This is a genomic window from Kitasatospora sp. NPDC004745 (assembly GCF_042873275.1).
Taxonomy (GTDB): domain Bacteria; phylum Actinomycetota; class Actinomycetes; order Streptomycetales; family Streptomycetaceae; genus Kitasatospora.
In genome coordinates this window covers 14262-37086 of the sequence record NZ_JBIALK010000004.1, presented here as the reverse complement: position 1 = coordinate 37086, position 22825 = coordinate 14262, and the positions used below count along the sequence as shown (strand labels likewise).

Here is a 22825-nt window from a genome sequence, read left to right as displayed (position 1 = left end):
GTGATCGCACTGAGGTTCGGGGTCGCGGACCTCGCGAGGACCCGCTTCGTCATATCGCCGCTCGACCACCTGATGGCCGGCTCGGCCCGGCAGGGCGTGCACCAGGGCACCGGCTCGCGCAGCGAACGCTGGTGGCGGGACGCCCGCCGCCACGTGCCCGACCGGGCCCGGCGCTTCCTCGACGTGGTCAACGCGAGTGCGATCGGAGTCCCCGACTTCATGGTGGCGGACCTCGACGCCGTCCGCCGGCAGCTGGACGACGAACTCGACGCCCTCCTCGCCGTCCCCCAACAGGCCGTCGAGGAGGGCGTCGCGATGTTCGGCAGCGGGGCCGGCCTCCCGACCGCCCTCGCCCGGCTGCGCGACGACGGCGCCCGGGGCCTGCGCGAGGTCGGCGACGGCGCCTGGGCGCTGTTCCGCTCCTGCCTCGCCCCGGACTGGCCCGACATCCGCCGCGCCCTGGAGGCCGACATCGCGGTGCGGGCCCGCACCGCAGCCCGCTCCGGGATCGGCGCGATGCTCGACTCGCTCCACCCCAACGCGGTCTGGCGGGACGAGGGCGTGCTGGAGTGCACCCTCGGCGAGCTGGAGGGCTCCTTCGACCTGGCCGGCCGGGGCCTGGAGCTGCGGCCCAACTACTTCGTCCAGCAGAGCATCGGCCTCCTGGCCGGACCGGACCGCCAGAGCCTGCTGCTGCACCCGCTCGGCGCCCCGGCCGCCGAGCCCGCGCCCCGGCCGCAGGCCGCCGACGGACTCGCCGCGGCCCTCGGCCCCGCCCGGGCCCGGGTCCTGCGCGCCGTCGCCGGGGGCTGCTCCACCACCGAACTCGCCCGGCGCCTCGGCGTCACCCCGCCCTCGGCCTCCGCCCACGCCGCCGCGCTGCGCGCGGCCGGCCTGATCGGCACCCGGCGTGAGGGCAAGCAGGTCCGCCACACCGTCACCGAGGTCGGCCACGACCTCCTGCGCGACAACCCGCCGCCCCGGGTGTCGGCCTGACCGCAGGAAGGGCAGGCAGGACAGGCGGGGCGGGGCAGGCCTGTGGCGCCGACCCATCCGGCCGGTGCTCAGGGGTGGGCGAGGGCGTAGCTGCGGAAGGTGGCGAGCAGCGGCAGGACCTCGGTCCGGCTCGGGTCCTCCGTGACGGCGCGCATGGCGTCGATCACGGCGTGGGCGATGGCCCTGGTCGCCGTGAGGTCGTCCCGGTCGGCGAGCTCGCCCCAGGTCTTGAGGGCCCGGGTGAGCAGGGTGCTCATCCGGGCGCCGATGGTGGAGCCGACGGCGTCGGAGAGCTCCGCGATCTCCTCGTCGCTCATGCTGGAGCGCAACCCGAGCGCCAGCGCCATCAGGGTGTCCATCGCGTGCTCGCCGTACGCGGCGACCAGCGCCGGGAGCGCGCGCTCGTCGGCGCCGCCCGCGGCCAGGGCGGCCAGCGCCTCGTCGTCGTCCTTCCACGCCGCCTCCAGGGCGGCCAGCGCCCGCAGCGACTCGTCCACCGTCATCCCGTCCGTCATGCGAGCACGGTAGTGATCCGCCGCCCGTCCGGTCCCCGGTTCGGGGCGGGGCGTCACCCCTTCGAGCGAAGCGGCGGCGGTTCGGGCCGGTGGGCGTCGGCGAACTGCTGGGCGTCCCAGGTGCCGCCCAGTCCGGGGGCCAGCGAGGCGAGCGCGAGGGCCGGGAAGTCGGCGGCGGCGCCGGCCCGTTCGGGCAGTGCGCCGAGCAGCGGGGCGCCGGCCGAGCGCGGCAGGTCGGCGAGGTTGCACCGCTCGGCGAGGCCCGGCCGCTCCGGCCAGGAGCCGACCAGGACGCCCGCGAGCGGGAGCCGGCGGGCGGCCAGGGCCTCGGCCGTGAGCGAGACGATGTTCAGCGTGCCCAATGCGGCGGCGGCCACCAGCAGCACCTCGGCCGGCAGTCCGGCGTCCAGGACGGCCCGGGCCTGGTCGGCGAGGGTGCGGCCGTCGTCGTCGTAGCGGACCAGCAGCCCGCCGGCGCCCTCGACCAGGACCAGGTCGTGGGTGGCGGCCAGCTCGGCGACGGCCCCGGCCACGTCGGCGGGGGAGAGGAAGGGCAGCCCGGCCCGCCGGGCGGCGGTGTCCGGCGCCAACGGCTCCGGGTAGCGGGCCAGTTCGGTGGTGGTCAGCGCACCGGTCGCCGGCTCGCCGGTCGTCGGTGCGCCGGCCAGCCGCCGGACCTCGGCGGCGTCGCCGGGCTCGTCCGGGGTGACGCCGGTCTGCCCGGGCTTGAGGACGGCGACCCGCAGGCCGCCCTGCAGCGCCGCCGAGGCGACGGCGGCGGTCGCGACGGTCTTGCCGACGTCCGTGTTGGTGCCCGTGACGAACAGGACGCGCGCGCTCACCCCGCCACCGCCGCGGCGGTCACGGCGGCCGCGATGCGGGCCACGTCCTCGTCCTGCGACACGTAGGGGGGCATGGTGTAGATCAGGTCCCGGAAGGGGCGCAGCCACACGCCCTCGCGGGCGGCGGCCCCGGTGGCGGCGGCGACGTCCACCGGGTGGTCCAGCTGCACCACGCCGATGGCCCCGCGGACCCGCACGTCCCGCACGCCCGGCAGTCCGGCCGCCCCGGCGAGGCCGGCCCGCAGCCCGGTCTCGATCCGCTTCACCTCGACGGCCCAGTCCTGGCCCAGCAGGAGGTCCAGCGAGGCGTTGGCGGCCGCGCAGGCCAGCGGGTTGCCCATGAACGTCGGGCCGTGCGCGAGCACCGGCACCTCGCCGCGGCTGATGCCGTCGGCGATCTCGCCGGTGCACAGGGTGGCGGCCAGCGTCAGGTACCCGCCGGTGAGCGCCTTGCCCAGGCACATCACGTCCGGGGAGACGCCCGCGTGGTCGGCGGCGAACAGCGCGCCGCTGCGGCCGAAACCGGTGGCGATCTCGTCGAAGACGAGCAGCACCCCGTAGCGGTCGCAGAGTTCGCGCAGCATCCGCAGGTAGGCGGGGGAGTGGAACTGCATCCCGCCGGCGCCCTGGACGACCGGCTCGACGATCACGGCGGCCAGCTCGTCCGCGTGGCGCGCCATCAGCTCCTCGAAGGACGCGGCGTACCCGGCGTCGAACGGCGCGTCGAAGCCGGCCGGCGGCTGCGGCGCGAAGAGCTGCCCGGGCAGCACCCCGCCCCACAGGTGGTGCATGCCGCCGTCCGGGTCGCAGACGGACATCGGGTGGAAGGTGTCGCCGTGGTAGCCGCCGCGCCAGGTGAGCAGCCGGTGCTTCTGCGGGCGCCCGGTGGACCGCCAGTACTGCAGGCACATCTTCATCGCGACCTCGACGGACACCGAGCCCGAGTCGGCGAGGAAGACGTGCTGCAGCGGCTCCGGGGTGATCTCGACGAGCCTCGCCGCGAGCCGCACGGCGGGCTCGTGGGTGAGCCCGCCGAACATCACGTGGCTCATCCGCCCCAGCTGCTCGCGCACGGCCTCGTCCAGCACCGGGTGCCGGTAGCCGTGGATGGCCGCCCACCAGGACGACATCCCGTCGACGAGCTCGCGGTGCCCGCCCGCGACCGGCTCGGCCAGGCGCAGCCGGACGCCGGACGCGGACTCGACCACGTACGGGGTGGCGGTGCCGGGCATCGGTCCGTACGGGTGCCAGACGTGGGCGCGGTCGAGGGCGAGCAGCGAGTCCGCGGGGAGCGGGGGCATGGTGGGCGACTCCAGGGTGGTGGAACGGTCAGGCGTTGGGCGCGAGTTCGGTGCCGGCGCCGCGACGGCGGACCTTGACGAGGTCGTCGCGCAGCTCGTCGACCGGCTCCGCGGCCGGGGCGTCCGCGGCCGGCTCGGCGTGGCCGTGGCCGCCGCACGGCCCGCAGCCGCCGCCGCTGCCGCAGGCGGACGCGGCGGTGCCGCAGGGGGAGGAGGCGGTCGTCCCGCAGCCGGAGGCCGCCGCCGCGACGTCGGCGCGGTGGCGCGGCAGGGTGGCCTCGCCGGCGCCCTCGACCTCGAAGCCGGCGTCCTTGATCATGTCGAGGTCGGCCTGCCCGGCCTGGCCCTCGCTGGTCAGGTAGTCGCCGAGGAAGATCGAGTTGGCGACGTGCAGGCCGAGCGGCTGCATCGAGCGCAGGTGCACCTCGCGCCCGCCGGCGATCCGCACCTCGGTGTCCGGGTTGACGAAGCGGACCATCGCCAGGATGCGCAGGCAGCGCTGCGGGGTGAGGTTCCACTCCTTGGCGAGCGGGGTGCCCTCGAAGGGGATGAGGAAGTTGACGGGGACGGAGTCCGAGCCGAGCTCGCGCAGCGCGAACACCACGTCGACCAGGTCCTCGTCGCTCTCGCCCATGCCCGCGATCAGGCCGGAGCAGGCCGACAGGCCCGCGCCGTGCGCCTTCTGCACGGTGTCCACCCGGTCCGCGTAGGTGTGGGTGGTGGTGATGTCGCCGTAGGTGGCCTCGGAGGTGTTGAGGTTGTGGTTGTAGGCGTCCGCGCCGGCCGCCTTCAGCCGCTCCGCCTGGTTGTCGGAGAGCAGGCCCAGGCAGACGCAGATCTCGACCGCCGGGTCGGCCTCCTTGATGGCGGCCATGGTGTCGGTGACCCGGTCGATGTCACGGTCCGTCGGGCCGCGGCCGCTGGCGACCAGGCAGACCCGCTTGGCGCCGCCGGCCACACCGGCGCGGGCGGCGTCGGCGGCCTGGTCCGGCTTGAGCCAGGTGTACTTGAGGATCTCGGCCTTGGAGCCCAGCCGCTGCGAGCAGTAGTTGCAGTCCTCCGGACAGAGCCCGCTCTTCAGGTTCACCAGGTAGTTGAGCTTGACGCGGCGGCCGAACCAGCGGCGGCGCACCTTGCCGGCCGCGGCGACCACGTCCAGCAGCTCGTCGTCGGTGGTGGCGAGGACGGCCAGCGCCTCCTCGCGGGTCGGGACTTCGCCGCGCAGGCCCTTGGCGGTGAGGGTATCGAGCAGATCCATGGGGCGATCCTGCCTGGTGCCGCTCGAATGACGCCAGAGGAAACCCGCCAGAAGATCCGTGGAAGGATGTGCCACTTGCCACAGTGTCGAAGCTCACGGCGTCGCCCCTGGTCACGCGCTTGACGCCGGCGCGGAGCCGGGGCTACCGGCGGGTAGTCCGCGCGGGCCGGCAGGGACGGCGGGCGGCCCGGCCCGGGGCTCCGCCGACGATGATCGACAACCGCCCACCCCGTGACCTGGGCCACCCGGCGGTTGCTTAGAATCTGCGCCATGACCACGCAGGGGGAGCGCACCCCGACTCCGGGAGAGGGCCTGAACGGCCAGGCAGGGCGGCGGACCGGCGGGGCCGCCGGCGCGGGCGCGGAGCTTGCGGGCGGGGATGCCGCCGGCACGGAGCAGGACCTCACCGGCGGCCGGTCACCCGGCCGGACCGGCGGCCGCAACCGGCGCCTGACGGCCCGCCGGGCGGTCGGCTGGGTCGTGGTGGTCGGCGTGGTCGCCGCCGGCGGATGGATCATCACCCGCCCGATGCCCGGTGACTACATACCCGGGCTCGGCCCCTCCAGCAAGGACGCGTCCAGGACCCCGCCGGTGGTCGGCGCCCCGCCGCCGCGCACCGACCCGGAGGGCCTCGTCGCGGACGCCTACTTCCCGCCCCAGCGCCCGATCGAGGCGGGCGCGTACAAGGCCCGGCGCAACGGCATCCGGCAGGGCGAGAACTGCACCGAGGTGCTGCAGGACCGCACCCAGGAGCTGCTCAGGGACAGCGGCTGCCAGGCCTACCTGACCCTCAGCTTCACCGGCCAGGACCGCCCGGTGCTCAGCAGCGTGACCGTGCTGCGCTTCGGCGACCAGGCCGCCGCCGTCAAGGCGGCGGAGACCCTGCGGGGCAAGCCCGGGGCGCTCGCCTTCATCCTCCCCGACGCCTCCGCCGCTCCCGTGGCGCCGTCCGGTGCGCCCAAGGCGGCCGTGGAGCCGCGGGTCGCGGCCGTCGGGCACTACGTGACGGTGACCAACTCGCGGCTGAGCGACGCCCGGACGCCCGGCGCCGGCGCCTCGCCCGTCCCGAGCGCTCCGGTCCCGGTGCCGTCGGGGCCGGCGCCCAGCAACGAGCAAATCCTGGACGAGGCCAACCGGGCGCTCTCCTACGCCGCGGGCGCGCCGTTCGTCTGGATGTGACGGCGGGCCGGGACGAGAGCCCGGACCTGACGAACGGCCGGGGCCCGGAGGGGGTGCGTCCCCTCCGGGCCCCGGCCGTTCCACGAGCGGTCGGCCGGGGCGGCTGCCGGTCAGCCGCCGAGCCGGTCCACCGCGGTGACCCGCAGCACCGCGCGGCCCTCCTCGTCCGAGCCGAACAGGTCGACCTCGGCGCTGATGCCCCAGTCGTGGTCGCCCTCCGGGTCGTCGAAGATCTGCCGGACCCGCCAGGCGGAGTCCTCCTCCTCGATGAGCAGCATCTTCGGGCCGCGCGCGTCCGGGCCGGTGCCCAGGTCGTCGTACTCGTCCCAGTAGCCGTCCATGGCGTCCGCCCAGCGGTCCGCGTCCCAGCCGTAGGAGCCGTCCAGCTCGGCGAGCTCCTCGTAGTGCTCCAGCGCGCACAGTTCCACGCGGCGGAACATCTCGTTGCGCACCAGCACCCGGAACGCCCGCGCGTTGGCGGTGACCGGCGCCGGCCGGTCGTCCAGGGTCACCTCGGGGGCCTGCGGGTCGGTCGGGTTGGCCAGCTGCTCCCACTCGTCCAGCAGGCTGGAGTCGACCTGGCGGACCAGCTCGCCGAGCCAGGCGATGACGTCCTTCAGGTCGTCGGTCTTCACGTCCTCGGGGACGGTCTGCTCCAGCGCCTTGTAGGCGCCCGCCAGGTAGCGGAGCACGATGCCCTCGGTGCGCGCCAGCTCGTAGAAGCCGACGTAGTCCGAGAAGGTCATCGCCCGCTCGTACAGGTCGCGGACCACGGACTTGGGCGCCAGCTGGTGGTCGCCGATCCACGGGTGCGCCCGGCGGTACACCTCGTAGGCGTGGGTGAGCAGTTCCTCCAGCGGCTTCGGGTAGGTGATCTCCTGCAGCCGCTCCATCCGCTCCTCGTACTCGACGCCGTCGCGCTTCATCTCGCCGACGGCCTCGCCGCGGGCCTTGTTCTGCTGCGAGGCGAGGATCTGCCGCGGGTCGTCGAGGGTGGCCTCGACCACCGAGACGACGTCCATCGCGTACGAGGGCGAGGTCGGGTCGAGGAGCTCGAAGGAGGCCAGCGCGAAGGTGGAGAGCGGCTGGTTGAGCGCGAAGTTCTCCTGCAGGTCCAGGGTGAGGCGGACGATCCGGCCCTCGGGGTCCGGCTCCGGCAGCCGCTCGACCACGCCGCCGACCAGCAGGGAGCGGTAGATCGCGATCGCGGTGCGGATGTGCCGGCGCTGCGCCGGCCGGTCCTCGTGGTTGTCGGTGAGGAGCTTGCGCATCGCCTCGAAGGCGTTGCCCGGGCGGCCGATCACCGACAGCAGCATCGCGTGGCTCACCTTGAACCGGGAGACCAGCGGCTCCGGGTCGGCCGCGATGAGCCGGTCGAAGGTCTCCTCCGTCCAGCCGACGAAGCCCTCCGGGGCCTTCTTCCGCACCACCTTGCGCTTCTTCTTCGGGTCGTCGCCGGCCTTCGCGATCGCCTTGTCGTTCTCGATCACGTGCTCCGGCGCCTGCGCCACCACCTGGCCGACGGTGTCGAAGCCGGCCCGGCCGGCCCGGCCGGCGATCTGGTGGAACTCGCGGGCGCGCAGGATCCGCACCCGGTTGCCGTCGTACTTGGACAGCGCCGTGAACAGCACCGTGCGGATCGGCACGTTCACGCCGACGCCCAGGGTGTCCGTCCCGCAGATCACCTTCAGCAGGCCGGCCTGGGCGAGGCGCTCGACCAGCCGGCGGTACTTCGGCAGCATGCCCGCGTGGTGCACGCCGATGCCGTGCCGCACGTAACGGGACAGGTTGCGGCCGAACTTGGTGGTGAAGCGGAAGTTGCCGATCAGGTCGGCGATGGCCTCCTTCTCCGCCTTCGAGCACATGTTGATGCTCATCAGCGACTGCGCCCGCTCCACCGCCTCCTTCTGCGTGAAGTGCACGACGTAGACCGGCGCCTGGCCGGTCTGCAGCAGCTCCTCCAGGGTGTCGTGCAGGGTGGTGCGGCGGTACTCGTAGAACAGCGGCACCGGACGGGTCGCGTTGCGCACCACCGTCGTCGGCCGGCCGGTGCGGCGCGTCAGGTCCTCCTCGAACCGGCGGACGTCGCCCAGCGTCGCGGACATCAGCAGGAACTGCGCCTGCGGCAGCTCCAGCAGCGGGATCTGCCAGGCCCAGCCGCGGTCCGGCTCGGCGTAGAAGTGGAACTCGTCCATCACGACCTGGCCGATGTCCGCCCGGGAGCCGTCCCGCAGCGCGATCTGCGCCAGCACCTCGGCCGTGCAGCAGATGATCGGCGCGGTCGGGTTCACGCTCGCGTCGCCGGTCATCATGCCGACCTGCTCGGTGCCGAAGATCTTGACCAGGTCGAAGAACTTCTCCGACACAAGCGCCTTGATCGGCGCCGTGTAGAAGGTCCGCTGGCCCTCCGCCAGGGCCGCGAAGTGCGCCCCCGCCGCCACCAGGCTCTTCCCCGACCCGGTCGGCGTGGCCAGGATGACGTTGTTCCCCGACACCAGCTCGATCAGCGCCTCCTCCTGCGCCGGGTAGAGCGTGATCCCGCGCTCCTCCGTCCACGCGGCGAACGTCTCGTACAGCGCATCGGGCGTGGCGGGCTTCGGCATCAGATCAAGGAGGGTCACCCGGCTATCTTGCCTGCTGGCCGCCACCGCGGGCAAAGCCCGGCCCGGGCACGACCGGGCCGCGACCGGGGCACGACCGGGGCACGACCGGGCCGCGGGCCGGGGCGGGCGCCGCGCGGCCCCGGACGGGCGGTGCGCGGGCTGTGCGGAGGCGCACATTGATCGGGGGTGCCGGGCGTGCCAGAGTGCCGGGCATGGTCCACCCGCTCGCGTCCCCGACGCACACCACTGACCTGGCCCCGGAGGCCGTGTTCGACTGGCTGGACGAGGCCGCCGGGCTGCGCGCCGACGCCGGGCTGACGCGCACCCTGCGCAGCCGGTCGGCCGAGGACGCGGTGCTCGACCTGGCGGGCAACGACTACCTGGGGCTGACCCGGCACCCGGCGGTCACGGCCGCGGCGGCCGAGGCGGCCCTGCGCTGGGGCGGCGGGTCGACCGGATCGCGGCTGGTGACCGGCACGACGGCCCTGCACACCGAACTGGAGCAGGAGCTGGCGGACTTCTGCGGGGTGGAGGCCGCACTGGTGTTCTCCTCCGGGTACACCGCCAACCTCGCCGCGCTGACCGCGCTCACCGACCCGGACACCCTGATCGTGTCGGACGCCTACAACCACGCCTCGCTGATCGACGGCTGCCGGCTCGCCCGCGCGGACGTCCACCGGGCCCCGCACAGCGACCCGGACGCCGTCCGGGAGGTGCTCGCCGGCCGCACCCGGCGGCGGGCGCTGGTGGTCAGCGACTCGGTGTTCTCGGTGGACGGCGACGCCGCGCCGCTGGCCGGGCTGTCCGCCGCGGTCCGCGCGCACGGCGCGGCGCTGCTGGTCGACGACGCGCACGGGCTGGGCGTCCTCGGCCCCGGCGGCAGCGGGGCCCTGGCGGCCGCCGGGCTCGCCGGGCAGCCGGACACCGTCGCCACCGTCACCCTCTCCAAGTCGCTCGGCTCGCAGGGCGGCGCCGTGCTCGGGCCGCACCGGGTGATCCGCCACCTCACCGAGACCGCCCGCACCTTCATCTTCGACACCGGCCTCGCCCCGGCCGCCGCCGGCGCCGCGCTCGCCGCGCTGCGCCTGCTGCGCGCCGAGCCGCACCGGGCCGAGCGCACCCGCGAAGTGGCGCGCGCCCTGGCCGCCCGGCTCACCGCCGCCGGGCTGCGGGCCTGCGAGCCGGACGCGGCCGTGGTGTCGGTCCGGGCCCCGGGGCCGGAGGCCGCCGTGGCCTGGGCCGCCGACTGCCGCCGGGCCGGCCTGGCCGTGGGCTGCTTCCGCCCGCCGTCCGTCCCGGACGGGGTGTCCCGGCTGCGGCTGACGGCGCGCGGCGACCTGACGGACGCCCAGGTCGCCGACGCGGTGCGGATCATCGCGGAGCTGGCCCCGGCGGGCGCCCGGGAGCACTGACCGGGGCGGCCCCGGCGCCCCGCGGGGTGCCGGAACGCCGAAGGGGCGGACACGCGTTGCGTGTCCGCCCCTTCGGGCTACGTGGTAGCGGGGACAGGATTTGAACCTGCGACCTCTGGGTTATGAGCCCAGCGAGCTACCGAGCTGCTCCACCCCGCGTCGGTGAGACCGACTGTACGGCACCGGGCGGAGATCACCAACCCGGTTCCCGGCCGGCGCCCCCGGCGGCACGCCGGGCCCGGGGCTGGCGGGATCTTCACGACCTCAGGCGTTCACGCCACTCGTGGGGGCGGGGCCCGGGGTCGGAGGATGGAGCCGTCGCCGACCGGGAAGCCCGGAACGGCCCGGCGAAACCCGCCCTGACCAGCGAGAACACGAGGTGCCCGGATGTCTTCGACCGCTTCCGCCGAGATCGCCAGTGCCGTCCTGAGCGTGCCCGCCGCCGCCCCGGCCGAGGCCGCCGCCCACTACGCCGCCCGGCTCGCCTTCGAGGCCGACGTCTCCGACGTGCACGCCGACCTGCTGGCCGGCGTGCCCGGGGTCGTGGTGGTCGACACCCGCAGCGAGGCCGGCTGGAACCAGGGCCGCATCCCCGGCGCCCTGCACATCCCCACCGCCCGGATCGCCGAACTCGCGCCGCAGCTGATCGACCCGGCCCGGACCGTGGTCACCTACTGCTGGGGCCCCGGCTGCAACGGCGCGACCCGCGCGGCGCTGGCCTTCGCCCGCCTCGGCTACCAGGTCAAGGAGATGCTCGGGGGCTTCGAGTACTGGGTGCGCGAGGGCTTCGCCTACGACAGCGCCGCCGGGGCGGAGCAGCGCCCCGTCGACGACCTGACCGCCCCGCGCTCGGGCATCTCCTGCGCATGCTGACGGACACCGCGCGGCCGGGCGGTGTGATCCGCCCGGCCACCGCCGCCGACCTGCCCGCCCTGGCCCGCCTGTGCGCCGCCCACGCCGCCCACGAGCAGGCCGGACCGGTGCCCGCCGACCTCGCCGACCGCCTGGCGCCCGCCCTGTTCGCGGCGCGCCCGAGAGCCTGGTGCCTCGTCGTCGACCACGGCGGCGAACCGGTCGGCTACGCCACCTGGTCCCTGGAGTTCTCCACCTGGCAGGCGGCCGACCACGCCCACCTGGACTGCCTGTTCGTCACCGAGCCGCACCGGGGAGCGGGCTGGGGCCGCGCCCTGCTCGACGCCGTGCGGGACGCGGCGGCCGCCCGCGGCGCCGGGGAGCTGCAGTGGCAGACACCCGACTGGAACGCCGACGCCATCCGCTTCTACCGCCGCGCGGGGGCCCTGGCCCGGCCCAAGGTCAGGTTCTCGCTGCCCCTCCGCCCGGCTGGCGGCTGATCCCGACGCCGGCGGGCGGTCACCCCGTCGGCTCGGCGGTGCCGTTCCCGCCCCGCCGGTGCAACCGTCCGGGCGTCCGCGGCGTCACACGCACGGGGTGGGCGGACCGGGGGGTGGCGGATGGCGGTGACGGCTCGGCGCTGGGGGCCGGTGATGGCCGGGATGGCGCTGGTGTGGCTGGCCGTGTGGCTCGCGGGCGGCCCGGTGCGCCAGTTCGGGCAGGCGGCCGGCTGGGTCGGCGTGCCCGGGGTGTTCCGGGCGGAGCGGTGCCTGATCCCGGCCTACGAGGACGGGCCGCCGCCCTCGGACTGCCGGGGGGTGTTCCACCCGGACGACGGCGGACCGGCGCTGGAGCAGGCACGGGTGTTCGCCGGGGCGACGGTCGGCTCGGACGTCCGGGTGGGCTGCCGGGGCGACGACTGCCACGTGGTCTCGGACGCCGAGGTGGCCCGCACGCTGACGCTGCTGGCGCTGGCCCTGGTGCCCGCCGTGGCCGGGGTGCTCGCCGCCGGCGCCGGGCTGTACGCGTGGCCGGTCGGGCGGGGGCTGGTGCTGTCCGGGGTGGTGGCGGGCGTCCTGCTGGCGACCCTGGTGGCGCTGGGGGGCGTCTTCTGGTTCGCGCTGACCATGACCGGTCAGTGAGGCCCGCCGGGCCGGGCCGGGGCGGCGCCGGGGTCGGCGGCCGGGTGCGTCACGGGTCCACCACCAGCAGCGTCTCGGCGCCGACGGGCCGGTAGCCGGCGGCCTGGAAGGCCCGGACACTGGTGGCGTTGCCGGGCGCCTGCTGCGCCCAGACGACGTCGCCCTCGGGCAGCAGGTGCCGGGCGCCGGTGGCCAGGGCCCGGCCGAGGCCGCGCCCGCGCGCCTGCGGGTCGACCTCGACCGCGCACTCCCAGCGCCCGGCGACGCCGCGGCCCAGGACCAGCACGCCGCCGTCGGTGGTGTACACCCGGACGTCGTCGCGGTAGCGCAGCGCCCGGACGACGCGCGGGTGCTCCCGGTCCTCGACCGGGGTCAGCGGCAGCGGCGGCGGGCCGGGCAGCCGGGGGGCCACGGTCAGCAGGTCGATGTTGTTGACGACCCGGCCGGTGCGCCGGGCGAGGGCGGTGAGGAACGGCGGGCAGAGCGGCGCCGCCAGCCGGTCGCCGGGGGAGTCCGCGAGGGCCCGGTGCACCCAGGCCGGGTCCTCGTCGGTGAAGACGACGGCGTGGGCGGAGAGCGACAGCACCCCGGCCTCGCGCGGGGACGGCTGCGGCACCACCGTCACGGTCCCGTCCGGGGGCGGGAACACGCCGCCCGCCGCGTCCGCCAGGATCCCCGCCAGCCCCCGCGTGCCCATCCGCACCCCTCCGTCGCCCCGTCACCCGGTCGTCCCGACGCCCGGCCGTCCCCCCGGGCGGCGTCAGCCTAGTCGACCACTCGGTGGGCGCGGCCGGTCACTGCTTCCTGGCGCGGCTGGGCTGGACCCTGGTCGGTTCACCGGCGGCCTTGGGGTGGTCGGGCGGGTAGGGCAGCTCGCCGAGGCCCTCGTCGTGGAGCTGCTTGTCGTAGAGCTCCAGCAGACCCTCCAGCCGGAACGCCTGGCCGTCCATCTCCGCGTTCAGGTCGCCGAGTTCGGCGAATCGGGCGGGGACGGTGCGCAGGTCGAAGTCCTCGGGGGAGGCGTCGTCGAGCTCCTCCCAGCGCAGCGGGGTGGAGGCGGTGGCCCGGGGGCGGGCGCGCAGCGAGTAGGCGGAGGCGATGGTGCGGTCGCGGGCCATCTGGTTGTAGTCGACGAAGATCCGCTCGCCGCGCTCCTCCTTCCACCAGGCGGTGGTGACCCGGCCGGGCATCCGCTGTTCCAGGACGCGGCCGAGCGCGATCACGGCGTGCCGCCCGTCGGTGAAGGTCCATTCGGGTGCGAGCGGCACGTAGACGTGCAGGCCGCGGCCGCCGGACGACTTGGGCCAGCCGCGCAGTCCGAACTCGCCGAGCAGGGAACGCAGTTCGTGGGCGGCGCGGACGGCGTCACGGAAGTCGGTGCCGGGCTGCGGGTCGAGGTCGACGCGCAGTTCGTCGATGTGCTCGGTGTCGGTGCGGCGGACCGGCCAGGGGTGGAAGGTGAGGCAGCCGAGGTTGGCGGCCCACAGGACGGCGGCCGGTTCGGTCGGGCAGATCTCGTCGGCGGAGCGTCCGCTGGGGAAGCTGATCCGGGCGGTGGGCAGCCACTCCGGCAGGCTCTTGGGGGCGCGCTTCTGGTAGAAGAACTCGCCCTCCACGCCGTCCGGGAAGCGCTGCAGCGTGGTGGGCCGGTCGCGCAGCCCGCGCAGGACCCCGTCGGCGACGGCCAGGTAGTACTGCGCGACGTCCAGCTTGGTGAAGCCGCGCTCCGGGTAGTACACCTTGTCCGGGTTCGACAGCCGGACGGTGCGCCCGGCGACATCCAGTTCGACGGCTGAGCCCATGCCTCTCACGCTAAGGGCGCCGCGCCCGGCGCGCGCCTTTTCGCCCGCCGCCCGCCGCCCGCAGCCCGCCGCCGCCAGGTGCCCACCGCTCGCCGGCTGCCGCCCGGCGCGCGGCTTCGCACCGGGCGCGCGAGGATCGGAGCCATGGACCTGCCCGTGATGCCGCCGGTGGCGCCGATGCTCGCCAAGTCGGTGGCCAGGATCCCGCCCGGGATGCAGTACGAGGCCAAGTGGGACGGCTTCCGCACGATCGTGTTCCGCGACGGCGACGAGGTGGAGCTCGGCAGCCGCACCGGCAAGCCGTTGACCAGGTACTTCCCCGAACTGGTCGAGGCGCTGAAGCGCGAGCTGCCGCCCCGCTGCGTGCTGGACGGCGAGGTGGTGATCGCCCGGGACGGCCGGCTGCGCTTCGAGGAGCTGCTGGAGCGGATCCACCCGGCGGCGAGCCGGGTGCGGCTGCTGGCGGAGCGGACACCGGCCTCCTTCGTCGCCTTCGACCTGCTCGCGCTCGGGGACGTCCCGTTCCTGGACGAGCCGCTGTCGGTGCGCCGGGAAGCGCTGGAGGCGTCGCTCGGCGGGGCGGCGGACCCGGTGTTCACCGCCCCGGCCTCCACCGACCGCGACGTGGCGCAGACCTGGTTCGCCGAGTACGAGGGCGCCGGGCTGGACGGCGTGGTGGCCAAGCCGCTGGACCAGCCCTACCGGCCGGGCGAGCGGACCATGTTCAAGATCAAGCACGAGCGCACCGCCGACTGCGTGGTGGCCGGCTACCGCGAGCACAAGAGCGGCCCGGTGGTCGGCTCGCTGCTGCTCGGCATCAACGACGCCGAGGGGCGGCTGCAGCACGTCGGCGTCTGCGCGGCCTTCTCGATGGCCCGGCGCCGCGAACTGGCCGAGGAGCTGGCCCCGTTGCGGATGGCCGAGCTCTCCGGGCACCCGTGGGGGGCCTGGGCGGACGAGGCCGCCCACGCCGAGGGGCGGCTGCCCGGCGCGGTCAGCCGGTGGACCGGCGGCAAGGACCTCTCGTGGATCGCGCTGCGCCCCGAGCGGGTGGTCGAGGTGGCCTACGACCACCTGGAGGGCACCCGCTTCCGGCACACCGCGCAGTTCCGCCGCTGGCGGCCGGACCGCACGCCGGAGAGCTGCACCTACGCGCAGCTGGAGGAGCCGGTCTCGTGCGACCTGGCGCGCGTGCTGGGGATCTGACGCCGCGGCGCCCGGCCCCTCCACCGGGAGGGGCCGGGCGCCGCGCCGACTGCCGCCGGACCGTCAGGTCCGCACGGTGGAGGGGGATCCGGTGCCGGTCGGCGTGCCGGAGCCGGAGCCCGAACCCGAACCCGACCCGGAGGCCGGCGGGGACGGGGCGGCGGTCGCCGGCGGGATCGAGTAGGGGTTCCTCGGCGAGATGATCTTCGTGATCTCGTTCGCGAACAGCGAGGACGGCTCCGAACCCTGGTACAGCACGTCGGTGTTGAGCAGGATCGTCAGCGTGCTCTGCGCCTGCGGCAGGTAGACCGCCACGCTCTCGTAGCCGGGCAGCGAGCCGTTGTGCCCGATCCACCCGTTGTTGTCGAAGATCCCGAAGCCGTAGCCGACCCCGGGGTCGCCGGTCGGCAGGGTCTTCAGCCGTTCGGCCTGGGTGGCCGGCTTGAGGAGGGTCCCGGTCGCCACGGTCTTCGCCCAGCTCTGCAGGTCGGCGAGGGTGGAGATGATCGCCCCGGCGGTCCAGGCCCAGGACGGGTCCCAGTCGGTGGCGTCCTCAATCGACCCGTCGGGCGTCTGGTCGGTGTAGCCGTGGGCGTGCGGGTCGGGGAACTCCGCGCCCACCGGGAAGAGCGTCTGGCCGAGCCCGGCGGGGGTGATCGCCTGGTCCTTGATGAACGGCCCGGCCGGCTGCCCGCCGACCTTCTCCAGCAGCTTGCCGAGGATGATGTAGTTGCTGTTGTTGTACTGGAACTGCGCGCCGGGCGGGAACACGGCCGGGTGCTTGTACCCGTACGCGAGCAGCTGGTCCGGTGTGAACACCCGGTTCGGGTCGCTGATCAGGGTGTTCACGAAGTCCGGGTCGGAGGAGTACGGGAACAGCCCGCTGCGCATCTCGCCGAGCTGGCGCACGGTGATGCCGTCGCCGCCGGGCACGCCGTCCACGTACTTCGCGATCGGGTCGTCCAGGCGGACCTTGCCCTGGTCCACCAGCCGTAGGACGGCCGTCGCCGTGAAGGTCTTGGTCTCGCTGCCGATCCGCATCCGCAGCCCCGGGTCCATCGGCGTCTCGGAGACCTTGTCGGCGACGCCGAAGGACTTCACGTAGGTGCCGGTGGGCGTGGTGATCCCGACGCTGACGCCGGGGACGGCGGCCTGGCTCATCACCCGGGTGATCGCGGCGTCCAGCTGCTTGGTGACGTCGGCCGTCAGCGGCACCACGGCGCCGGAGGAGCCCGCGGCGGACGGGGCCTGCGAGCCGGGGGTGCCGGCGGACGGGCTGACCGCGACGGGCTCGGCGGTCACGGCCGGCTCGCCGGACTGCCGGGCGGTGGTCGACCCGCCGGAGCAGGCCGCGGCGGCGAGCAGCCCGGTCAGGGCCAGCGCGGCGGCGCTCACGCGGCCGGTGGTGCGGGGTGCGGCCGGACGCGGCCGTCGGGTGTCGGTCATCTGCGCGGGCGCCTCTCTGCGGCCGGGAGCCCCGGAGCGCTGCGCCACGGGGCCGTGGGGGAGCCCCGCCACGGTAAGCACCGCCGGCGGGCGCCCGCGCGCCGGCGGCGGCGGCGCTGGCCCGAACGGCTGCCCCGGTCAGCCGGGTGTCCCAACCGGGCGGCCGGCCGGGCCGCCGTCCGGGTGCCGGGCACCGGGGCCCGCCGGGCGGTCGGTGTCGCGGGTGGCGCCCCGCGCTCGGCCGGACGGGTGAGCACCGGCACGCCGCACCGGCCCCCGTCCCCAGCTCGGGCACGATCGTTTAGCCCAGCTGTGGCCGCCCTTAAGAATTCCTCGATGGACCGCACCCCCTCCCACCAGGCAGATTGCTGCCTGCCCGGAGGACGTCCGCGAGGACGGCCGCACCGGCGCCCTCCGGCCTGCCCACCCCGAAGGCCGTCCACTCGCACGTCAGGAGCCGTCGCCCGTGAAGGCACTCGTCAAGCAGCAGGCCGAGCCCGGCCTCTGGCTGGTGGACGTCCCGAAGCCCGAGATCGGTCCCGGCGAGGTGCTGATCAAGGTGCTGCGGACCGGCATCTGCGGCACCGACCTGCACATCCGCAAGTGGGACGGCTGGGCGCAGCAGACCATCAGGACCCCGCTCGTCCTCGGCCACGAGTTCGTCGGCGAGGTCGCCGAGCTCGGCGCCGGCGTCGCGGACATCTCGGTCGGCGACCTGGTCAGCGGCGAGGGCCACCTGGTCTGCGGCAAGTGCCGCAACTGCCTGGCCGGCCGCCGCCACCTGTGCCGCAACACGGTCGGTCTGGGCGTCAACCGCGACGGCGCCTTCGCCGAGTACGTGGCGCTGCCCGCGTCCAACGTCTGGGTGCACCGGGTGCCGGTCGACCTGGACGTCGCCGCGATCTTCGACCCCTTCGGCAACGCCGTGCACACCGCGCTGTCCTTCCCGCTGGTCGGCGAGGACGTGCTGGTGACCGGCGCCGGTCCGATCGGCATCATGGCCGCCGCCGTCGCCAAGCACGCCGGCGCCCGCAACGTGATGATCACCGACGTCTCCCCGTACCGCCTGGACCTGGCCCGCGAGGTCGGCGTCACGCTGGCGCTGAACGTCGCGGAGCACACCATCGAGGAGGGCCAGCAGAAGCTCGGCCTGCGCGAGGGCTTCGACGTCGGCCTGGAGATGTCCGGCCGCCCCGAGGCGATGCAGTCGATGATCGCCAACATGACGCACGGCGGCAAGATCGCCATGCTGGGCCTGCCCGCCGAGCAGTTCCCGGTCGACTGGGCCTCGATCGTCACGTCGATGATCACCATCAAGGGCATCTACGGCCGCGAGATGTTCGAGACCTGGTACGCGATGTCGGTGCTGCTGGAGGGCGGCCTGGACCTCAGCCCGGTGATCACCGGCCGGTACGCCGCCACCGACTTCGAGGCCGCGTTCGACGACGCCGCCAGTGGCAACTGCGGCAAGATCATCCTCGACTGGACCGCCTGAGCCACCCCGCCGACTTGTGAGGAGTCCGCAGTGTTCGACAACGTGCGCGCCGACATCGCCACCACCATCGACGAGATCCGCGAGGCGGGCCTGTTCAAGCCCGAGCGCGTCATCGGCACCCCGCAGAGCGCCGCGGTCACCGTCACCGGCGGCGGCCGCCCCGGCGAGGTGCTGAACTTCTGCGCCAACAACTACCTCGGCCTGGCCGACCACCCCGAGGTGCTGGCCGCGGCCAAGGACGCGCTGGACCGCTGGGGCTACGGCATGGCCTCGGTGCGCTTCATCTGCGGCACCCAGGACGTCCACAAGGAGCTCGAGGACCGCCTGTCGGCCTTCCTCGGCCAGGAGGACACCATCCTGTACTCCTCCTGCTTCGACGCCAACGGCGGTGTCTTCGAGACCCTGCTCGACGACCGCGACGCCGTCATCTCCGACGCGCTCAACCACGCCAGCATCATCGACGGCATCCGCCTCAGCAAGGCCCGCCGCCACCGCTACGCCAACCGCGACATGGCCGACCTGGAGAAGCAGCTCCAGGACAGCCAGGACGCCCGCCGCCGCCTGATCGTCACCGACGGCGTCTTCTCGATGGACGGCTACGTCGCCCCGCTGCAGGAGATCTGCGACCTCGCCGACCGCTACGACGCGATGGTCATGGTCGACGACTCGCACGCCGTCGGCTTCGTCGGCGCGGGCGGCCGCGGCACCCCCGAACTGCACGGCGTGATGGACCGCGTGGACATCATCACCGGCACCCTCGGCAAGGCGCTCGGCGGCGCCTCCGGCGGCTACGTGGCCGCCCGCCGGGAGATCGTCGCCCTGCTGCGCCAGCGCTCCCGCCCGTACCTGTTCTCCAACTCGCTCGCCCCGGTGATCGCGGCGGCCTCGCTGAAGGTGCTCGACCTGGTCGAGAACTCCAACGAGCTGCGCGAGCGGCTGGCGGCCAACACCGCGCTGTTCCGCTCGAAGATGACCGAGGCCGGCTTCGAGATCCTCCCGGGCGACCACCCGATCGCCCCGGTGATGATCGGCGACGCGGCCCGCGCCGGCCGGCTCGCCGAACTGCTCCTGGAGCGCGGGGTGTACGTGATCGGGTTCTCCTACCCGGTCGTCCCGCACGGCCAGGCCCGGATCCGGGTGCAGCTGTCCGCCGCGCACTCCACCGAGGACGTCGAGCGCGCCGTCGCCGCCTTCGTGGACGCGCGCGCCGCACTGGGCGAGTAACGCCCCACCGGGCCCGGCAGGGGCCCGCACGGACGCCCGCGGGCCGGTCCGCTCGGAACCGGACCGGCCCGCGGGCCCACCACCACGAACCACCTGCCCCACCGTCCCGCCGCGGGGGCGGGACGCCGGCCCGGCCGACGTCCCGCCCCCGTCGCGGTTCCCCGGGAGCCGTTCTCCGGGAGTCGTTCCCCGGGGCCGTCCGCCCGGCGCGGTCCGCCCGGAGGGCGCCGCCGCGGGGCGGGGCCGGTCAGTCGTCCTCGTCCTGGCCCTGGTCGTCGCCGTCGCCGTGCTGCCCGGTGGTGCGGGCGAAGACCTGGTAGCCGGTGCTCTCCGGGCCGCCCGCGCCGGCGGTCAGGTTCCCGCTGGTCGAGCCGAAGACCACGGTGTCCCCGTCGGCGTCCACGAAGGGGTCGACCGAGGAGCCGTTGCCCAGGGAGCCGTCCGGGGCGGTGGAGACCCGCTCGGTGCGGCCGGTGCGCAGGTCGTGGCGGTACACGTCCCACCCCGCGTGCTGCGGGCCGGCCACCAGGTTGTCGGCGGCGGAGGAGAAGTACACCCAGCGGTTGTCGGCGGTGATCCGGCCGTGGTCGGAGGTGCCGACCGAGCTGGTGCCGGGCAGCCCGCCGCTGACCTTCGTCACGGTGCCCGTCCTGAGGTCCCGGACGTACAGCACGAGGTGGTACCGGTGGCCGTTGGTCGACCCGCCGGGCTCGGGGAGGGCGTAGACCGCGCGCCGCCCGTCCGGGCTGATCGTCGCGTCGAAGCTCGCGAAGCCGAGCTTGCCGTCCTGGTCGAGGCTGGCGGCGGAGATCCGGCCGGAGGCCACGTCGTAGGTGTAGTAGGCGCCGGTCGTCGGCCGGGCGAGGTTCGGCCGCGCCACGCCCTCGCGGGCGCCGCGGGGCAGGGCGGGGGCGGTGCCCGGGGCCGGCTCGACGTCGGCGGCGCCGCCGGCCGCGGCGCCCGCGGCGGCCGGGGCGGCGAGGGCCGGGGTCTGCCCGGCCGGCAGCAGGTTGCCGGCGAACGAGGTGAAGCCGACGGTGCGGCCGTCCGCGCTGATCGTCGGGTTGAGGGACATGCCGTCGCCCGGCTTGCCGTCCGTGCCGAGGGTGACCAGGCGGGTCCGCCCCGTCCAGCGGTCGGTGACGTAGACGTTGTAGTCCCAGGTGTACGGCCGGGCGAGCGAGGGGTCGCCGCCCCCGGGCTCGGGCACGAGGTCGGTCCGGCTGGACACGAAGGCCACGTAGCGGCCGTTCGCGCTGATCGACGGCGCGTACGAGGCGTGGAACCTGTCGCCGTCGGTGCTGGTGAGCCCGCCGCTGACCAGCTCGGTGCGGCCGGTCCTGCGGTCGCGGACGTACACCTCGGAGCGGCCCTGCAGCTGCATGCCGGGCAGGACGTTCTGGGCGTCGCTCGCGAAGGCGACGTAGCGGCCGTCGGCGTTGATCGCGACGTAGTCGGTGAAGCCGTCCAGCGCCGAGCCGTCGTCGGCCAGGTTGACCCGCTCGGTGCGGCCGGTGCGAAGGTCCCGGACGTAGGCGTCCCGCCCGCTCTTGGCCGGCTGGGACACCAGGTTCTTGGCCCAGGAGGTGAACAGGGCGTAGTGGCCGTCGGCGCTGACGCCCTGGCCCCACGACTGGTCGTCGGGCGCGGTGCCGTTCACGCCGACACTGACCTGGACGGTGCCGCGCGGCGCCGGGGCGGCCTGGGCGGGGGCGGCGGTCGCGGCGAGCACGGCGACGGCCGCCAGGACGCTTCCGCCGCCGGCCAGCCACCGGTTGCGGGTGGTACGGGTGCTGCGTGCCATGTGGTCGGTCCTCCCCTTCGATCGCCCGGCCGGGCTCCCTCCCGGCGGCGGGCTCGGGGAGAGCCAATCGCCGGGAGGCGCGGGTGGTCAACGGCTATCGGTGATCCCGGCGGAAAATACGTCAACAAACGTATTCCGCCGGGGAGTCGGGCCGGGGACCGGGCCGGGGCGGGGCGGGGCGGCCGGGCGGTCAGAGGCGGCGCCGGAAGACGTCCGTGACGTTGTTGGTGTCGCCCGGGACGAGGTCGCCGTCGGTGGCGTCGAAGACCACGGTGTCGCCCAGCGCGTCCACGTACGGGGTGAACGACGAGGCGGTGCTCTGCGCGCCGTCCCGGGTGAGGCTCACCCGCTCGGTGCGGCCGGTCCACAGGTCGCGGCGGAAGACGTCCGACTGCTGGTTGGTGTCGTCGGGCACGAGCGTCTCGACGTCGGAGGTGAAGTACACCCAGCGGCTGTCCAGGGTCATGACGCCCTCGTAGGAGGACAGGTCGGTGCTTGTGCCGGGCAGCGGGGTGCTGACCTGGGTGACCTTGCCGGTCGCCAGCTCGCGGGCGTAGACGACCAGGTGGATCCCGTGCGAGCCGGGCCGCCCGCCGGGCTGCGGGACGCTGTAGACCGCGAAGCGGCCGTCGGGGCTGATCCGGCCGTCCTGGCCGGTGGCCCGGAACGCCCCGGTCTCGTCGTAGCTCGCGCCGCTGATCCTGCCGGTGCCGGCGTTCCAGACGTAGAACGGGTAGAACCGGGGCACCGCCAGCCGGGGTCCGGCGCCGGGGGCGGGCGCGGGCCGCGCGGCGTCGTCCGCGCCGCCCGGGGCGGGGTCGGCGGGGGCGGGGTCGGCGGGGGTCTCCTCGGGCGGGCGCAGGTTGCTCGCCCGCGAGGTGAAGCCGACGGTGCGGCCGTCCGCGCTCAGGGTCGGTTCGAAGGAGTTCTGGTCGGCCGGCGAGCCGTCGGCGCCCACCGTGACCAGCCGGGTGGTGCCGGTCCAGCGGTCGGTGACGTACACGTTCTGCCGGCCGCGCCGGACGTTCCCCCCGAGGTCGGTGCGGTCGGAGGCGAAGGCGACGTAGCGGCCGTCCCAGCTCAGGCTCGGGTTGACGGCCATCCGGATGCTCTGGTCGTCGGTCGTCGCGCCGGTACCGGCGGAGACCAGCTCGGTGCGCCCGGTCCACAGGTCGCGGACGAAGACGTCGTAGGCGTGCTTCTGCTGCCCGGGCAGCACGTTGGTGGCGGCGGTGCTGAACGCGACGTAGTGGCCGTCGGCGCTGATCGTGGCGTCGTAGACGTCCGCGTTCAGCCGGGACCCGTCGCCGGCCAGGCCGACCTCGGCGACGTGGCCGTTGCGGAGGTCCTTGACGTAGAGGCCCTCGCTGCCGTCGGCGTGGCTCGGGGCGAGGCCGGTCGCGGTGGAGCGGAACAGCACCGTGCGGCCGTCCGCGGTCACCCCGAGCGGGTACGAGTCGCCGTTCAGCTGCTCGCCCTTCGGGCCCTCGCTCACCCGGGCGGTGTCGCCCTTGGGCGGGCGGGCCTGGGCCGCGGGCAGCGCGGCGCCGGCCGCGACGGCGGCCGTGACCAGGACGCAGGCGGTGCGCGCCAGCCGGCGGCGGGAACGTGCGGTGGTCATGGATCATCCTCCCCTGATGACGGCGCCGGGCCGCCGGATCCCCCGGGCCCGGCTCGGGAACGAGCCAATCGCCGCCCGGCCGGAGCGGTCAACCGGGCGAAGGGATCTCGTCCGGAAATACGCCAGG

The 22825-nt window shown here is 75.0% G+C and carries 19 protein-coding genes and 1 tRNA gene; 9 read left to right on the top strand and 11 right to left on the bottom strand.

All coding sequences use genetic code 11. The features are described 5' to 3' along the window. A complete protein-coding gene (locus tag ACFYUY_RS09315; RefSeq protein WP_387899609.1) occupies positions 1-996 on the top strand; it encodes a helix-turn-helix domain-containing protein in 996 nt (331 codons plus the stop codon). Between the two features lie 68 nt (positions 997-1064). On the opposite strand, the gene ACFYUY_RS09310 is transcribed toward ACFYUY_RS09315, so the two are convergent. From ACFYUY_RS09310 to bioB, 4 genes are read right to left on the bottom strand one after another with little or no spacing between them, the layout of a single operon-like run. Then, a complete protein-coding gene (locus ACFYUY_RS09310) occupies positions 1065-1511 on the bottom strand; it encodes a hypothetical protein (protein WP_387899606.1) in 447 nt (148 codons plus the stop codon). A gap of 53 nt (positions 1512-1564) precedes the next feature. Further along, a complete protein-coding gene (gene bioD, locus ACFYUY_RS09305; RefSeq protein WP_360219460.1) occupies positions 1565-2353 on the bottom strand; it encodes a dethiobiotin synthase in 789 nt (262 codons plus the stop codon). Then, on the bottom strand, positions 2350-3654 hold the full coding sequence (locus ACFYUY_RS09300; RefSeq protein ID WP_360219457.1) for an adenosylmethionine--8-amino-7-oxononanoate transaminase: 1305 nt from the start codon (positions 3652-3654) through the stop codon (positions 2350-2352). Before ACFYUY_RS09300 ends, bioD begins: the two co-directional genes overlap by 4 nt. Positions 3655-3682: 28 nt before the next feature. Further along, positions 3683-4912 (bottom strand): biotin synthase BioB, encoded by a 1230-nt coding sequence (gene bioB / locus ACFYUY_RS09295; protein WP_360219454.1) that lies wholly within the window; start codon positions 4910-4912, stop codon positions 3683-3685. A gap of 270 nt (positions 4913-5182) precedes the next feature. Between bioB and ACFYUY_RS09290 the strand changes: the two genes are divergently transcribed. Then, positions 5183-6091, top strand: coding sequence for a hypothetical protein (locus ACFYUY_RS09290; RefSeq protein ID WP_387899601.1), 909 nt, complete (start codon positions 5183-5185; stop codon positions 6089-6091). A gap of 110 nt (positions 6092-6201) precedes the next feature. Here the strand turns inward: ACFYUY_RS09290 and ACFYUY_RS09285 are convergent, their stop codons facing one another. Next, positions 6202-8694 carry a DEAD/DEAH box helicase gene (locus ACFYUY_RS09285; RefSeq protein WP_387900008.1) on the bottom strand — a complete coding sequence of 831 codons (2493 nt, stop codon included), beginning with the start codon at positions 8692-8694 and terminating at the stop codon, positions 6202-6204. Positions 8695-8906: 212 nt separating this feature from the next. Here ACFYUY_RS09285 and ACFYUY_RS09280 point away from each other — a divergent pair, with 212 nt between their 5' ends. Then, positions 8907-10106, top strand: a complete 1200-nt coding sequence (locus tag ACFYUY_RS09280; RefSeq protein ID WP_360219445.1) for an 8-amino-7-oxononanoate synthase — start codon at positions 8907-8909, stop codon at positions 10104-10106. A gap of 82 nt (positions 10107-10188) precedes the next feature. Here ACFYUY_RS09280 and ACFYUY_RS09275 read toward each other — a convergent pair. Then, positions 10189-10265 (bottom strand) — tRNA-Met (locus tag ACFYUY_RS09275). Positions 10266-10493: 228 nt separating this feature from the next. On the opposite strand from ACFYUY_RS09275, the gene ACFYUY_RS09270 reads away from it, so the two are divergent. The 3 genes from ACFYUY_RS09270 to ACFYUY_RS09260 all read left to right on the top strand — a co-directional run bounded on the left by ACFYUY_RS09270 (position 10494) and on the right by ACFYUY_RS09260 (position 12100). Further along, positions 10494-10979: a rhodanese-like domain-containing protein gene (locus ACFYUY_RS09270; RefSeq protein WP_360219442.1), complete on the top strand. Its 486-nt coding sequence runs from the start codon at positions 10494-10496 to the stop codon at positions 10977-10979. Continuing rightward, positions 10973-11458 (top strand): GNAT family N-acetyltransferase, encoded by a 486-nt coding sequence (locus ACFYUY_RS09265; RefSeq protein ID WP_387899597.1) that lies wholly within the window; start codon positions 10973-10975, stop codon positions 11456-11458. Before ACFYUY_RS09270 ends, ACFYUY_RS09265 begins: the two co-directional genes overlap by 7 nt. Positions 11459-11578: 120 nt before the next feature. Then, entirely contained in the window at positions 11579-12100 is a 522-nt protein-coding gene (locus ACFYUY_RS09260; protein WP_387899594.1) for a hypothetical protein, read from the top strand. 49 nt (positions 12101-12149) lie between these two features. Here ACFYUY_RS09260 and ACFYUY_RS09255 read toward each other — a convergent pair whose 3' ends face one another. Together ACFYUY_RS09255 and ligD are read right to left on the bottom strand one after the other, a co-directional pair. Then, a complete protein-coding gene (locus ACFYUY_RS09255) occupies positions 12150-12797 on the bottom strand; it encodes a GNAT family N-acetyltransferase (RefSeq protein WP_387899591.1) in 648 nt (215 codons plus the stop codon). Positions 12798-12894: 97 nt separating this feature from the next. Beyond that, the gene (gene ligD, locus ACFYUY_RS09250) at positions 12895-13902 is read right to left on the bottom strand and encodes a non-homologous end-joining DNA ligase (RefSeq protein WP_387899588.1); all 1008 of its coding nucleotides are present in this window, start codon (positions 13900-13902) and stop codon (positions 12895-12897) included. A gap of 144 nt (positions 13903-14046) precedes the next feature. Between ligD and ACFYUY_RS09245 the strand changes: the two genes are divergently transcribed. After that, positions 14047-15108, top strand: a complete 1062-nt coding sequence (locus tag ACFYUY_RS09245) for an ATP-dependent DNA ligase (RefSeq protein ID WP_387899585.1) — start codon at positions 14047-14049, stop codon at positions 15106-15108. 63 nt (positions 15109-15171) lie between these two features. On the opposite strand, the gene ACFYUY_RS09240 is transcribed toward ACFYUY_RS09245, so the two are convergent. Beyond that, positions 15172-16554 carry a serine hydrolase domain-containing protein gene (locus ACFYUY_RS09240; RefSeq protein ID WP_387899583.1) on the bottom strand — a complete coding sequence of 461 codons (1383 nt, stop codon included), beginning with the start codon at positions 16552-16554 and terminating at the stop codon, positions 15172-15174. A gap of 466 nt (positions 16555-17020) precedes the next feature. Here ACFYUY_RS09240 and tdh point away from each other — a divergent pair, with 466 nt between their 5' ends. Together tdh and ACFYUY_RS09230 are read left to right on the top strand one after the other, a co-directional pair. Beyond that, on the top strand, positions 17021-18049 hold the full coding sequence (tdh, locus tag ACFYUY_RS09235) for an L-threonine 3-dehydrogenase (RefSeq protein WP_360219421.1): 1029 nt from the start codon (positions 17021-17023) through the stop codon (positions 18047-18049). A 30-nt stretch (positions 18050-18079) separates the two neighbouring features. Further along, a complete protein-coding gene (locus ACFYUY_RS09230; protein WP_360219418.1) occupies positions 18080-19273 on the top strand; it encodes a glycine C-acetyltransferase in 1194 nt (397 codons plus the stop codon). Between the two features lie 247 nt (positions 19274-19520). Here ACFYUY_RS09230 and ACFYUY_RS09225 read toward each other — a convergent pair whose 3' ends face one another. Both ACFYUY_RS09225 and ACFYUY_RS09220 read right to left on the bottom strand, forming a co-directional pair. Continuing rightward, the gene (locus ACFYUY_RS09225; protein ID WP_387899578.1) at positions 19521-21077 is read right to left on the bottom strand and encodes a TolB family protein; all 1557 of its coding nucleotides are present in this window, start codon (positions 21075-21077) and stop codon (positions 19521-19523) included. A 190-nt stretch (positions 21078-21267) separates the two neighbouring features. Further along, positions 21268-22698, bottom strand: coding sequence for a TolB family protein (locus ACFYUY_RS09220; RefSeq protein WP_387899575.1), 1431 nt, complete (start codon positions 22696-22698; stop codon positions 21268-21270). Positions 22699-22825: the final 127 nt, after the last annotated feature.